At 71.6% G+C, this 1,767-nt stretch carries 2 protein-coding genes; both read left to right on the top strand.

Translation table 11 applies throughout. The features are described 5' to 3' along the window. Positions 1 to 563: helix-turn-helix transcriptional regulator (locus O3Q52_RS52735; protein WP_269655492.1), on the top strand; the 563-nt coding region annotated here is incomplete at its 5' end. A gap of 114 nt (positions 564 to 677) precedes the next feature. Beyond that, positions 678 to 1,724: a hypothetical protein gene (locus O3Q52_RS52740; protein WP_269655493.1), complete on the top strand. Its 1,047-nt coding sequence runs from the start codon at positions 678 to 680 to the stop codon at positions 1,722 to 1,724. Positions 1,725 to 1,767: the final 43 nt, after the last annotated feature.

Raw genomic sequence — 1,767 nt, forward strand, 5'->3', positions numbered from 1 at the left:
GGGGAGCAGGTGGTGCCCGCGCTTGGCGAGGACCTTGTCCACGACCAGGGCGATCGTGCCGGCCAGCACGAACGCCGAGACGGCGTTCAGGCCTCAAGCACGCCGCACACGTCGAGGCCCCCTTCGACCGCGCGCTGCTGCACCTCGCGTACGGCGGCTTCCTGCGCCGAGCGGGCCGCCGCACCCGCGCGGGCGAGCAGCTGCGCACCGCCCGCGACCTCCTCGTACGCCTCGACGCACCGCCCGATCTCGGGCGCTGCGAACGGGAGTTGGCGGCCTGCGGACTCGGTCCCGCCGGATCCGCTGCCGAGCGGGAGCCACGGACGCGCGGAGCGGCGCTGCTCACGCCCCAGGAGCTGGCCGTCGCCCGCCTCGTCGCGTCCGGGCTCACCAACCGGCAGGTGGCACGCGAACTCGTCATCAGCGTCAAGACCGTCGAGTACCACCTCGGCCGGATCTTCCCCAAGCTGGGTGTCGACTCCCGTACCCGGCTCACGGCGATGCTGGCCGCGGACGAGCCCGGACCGCAGCCCGGACGGCCGGGGCCCGGACGCGCACCCTAGGGATTCCCCCGGGGCGCATCCCGGGGCGCCCGGACTCCCCCTGTCCGTACCGTCGGTCGGGCCTTCGCGGAAACAGTCGCGAAGGGAGCAGTAACCAACGGGGGATGAACAGAAATGCCGGAGAACACCCATCGAATGGTGACCGACGTCCCGCATGCCAAGGTGCGGGCCGTCACCGAGCGCGTCGTCCAGGAACTCACGCTCGCCGCCGACAAGGTCGCCGCCCACTACGCGGAACCCGCCAAGTACCCACTGCCCGCGGACAGGACGGCAGCCGAGCACCTCGTCGCGCGGCGCTTCGACAGCCTCACCGACGAAAGGAGGAAGAAGGCGGCGACCGCGGTCCTCGCCGACGTCAAGACCGGTGCCGTACGCGCCCGGCGCCTCGGTGACCTGGCCCGTGTCGACCTGCGCTCGCCCGCCTCGGTGGACACGCAGGTCAAGCGCCTCGGTTTTCCCGAGCGGCTGAGGTTCCCGGCCGACGAACTCAGGAAGCCGCCGACTTCCCTCCTCCCCGAGGAGTCGGCCCCGCAGCGCCTGGCCGCCGTACCGGCCGCCCTGCACAGGCTGGAACTGCGGATCCACCGGGTGAAGTGCCTGGACGAGACGTCCGAGTGGGGATCCGACGAGATCCATCTCGCCGGAACCGGCGTGGACGAGAGCGGCGACACCCTGAAGATCGGCCAGTTCAAGGTCCGCAGCTTCGACGACGGCGACGTCGAGGTGTACGACCCGCCGCGCCGCTTCCACTGGTTCGGCCTCGACGAGGGCACCCGGTACCCGAAGTCGTACTTCGTCACGCTGGTCCTCGCCGAGGTCGACTGGGGCGGCCTCGCCGACTACGTGGGCGCACTGCTCGACCTCATCAAGAAGAAGGTCACCGCCTACCTCGCCGCGGCCATCGGGGGCGCGATCGGCGCCTCCGGCGGACCGGTCGGCATCCTCATCGGGATGGCCGTCGGCGCGGCCGTCGGCTGGGTCTTCGACCAGCTCAAGGGCCTCTTCGGCGACGAGGTGTTCAAGCCCGTCACCGTCAGCGCGGTCATCCCCTCACTCACCGGCCGCTGGGCCGGCCGCCCCTTCACGGCCCCGGCGGTCGCCGACTACCGAGGCCACGGCGGCCACTACCAACTGACGTACGACTGGCGCATGTACGACTGAGCGAGCGGCGCGGCCGTACGGCTGGATCCAACCTCGGGGGACA

The organism is Streptomyces sp. ActVer (genome assembly GCF_027270795.1).
Lineage (GTDB): Bacteria > Actinomycetota > Actinomycetes > Streptomycetales > Streptomycetaceae > Streptomyces > Streptomyces umbrinus_A.

Bases quoted from the DNA above. Each gene is read 5' to 3' on its own strand.
- O3Q52_RS52740 (WP_269655493.1), top strand. From the start codon at position 678: ATGCCGGAGAACACCCATCGAATGGTGACCGACGTCCCGCATGCCAAG.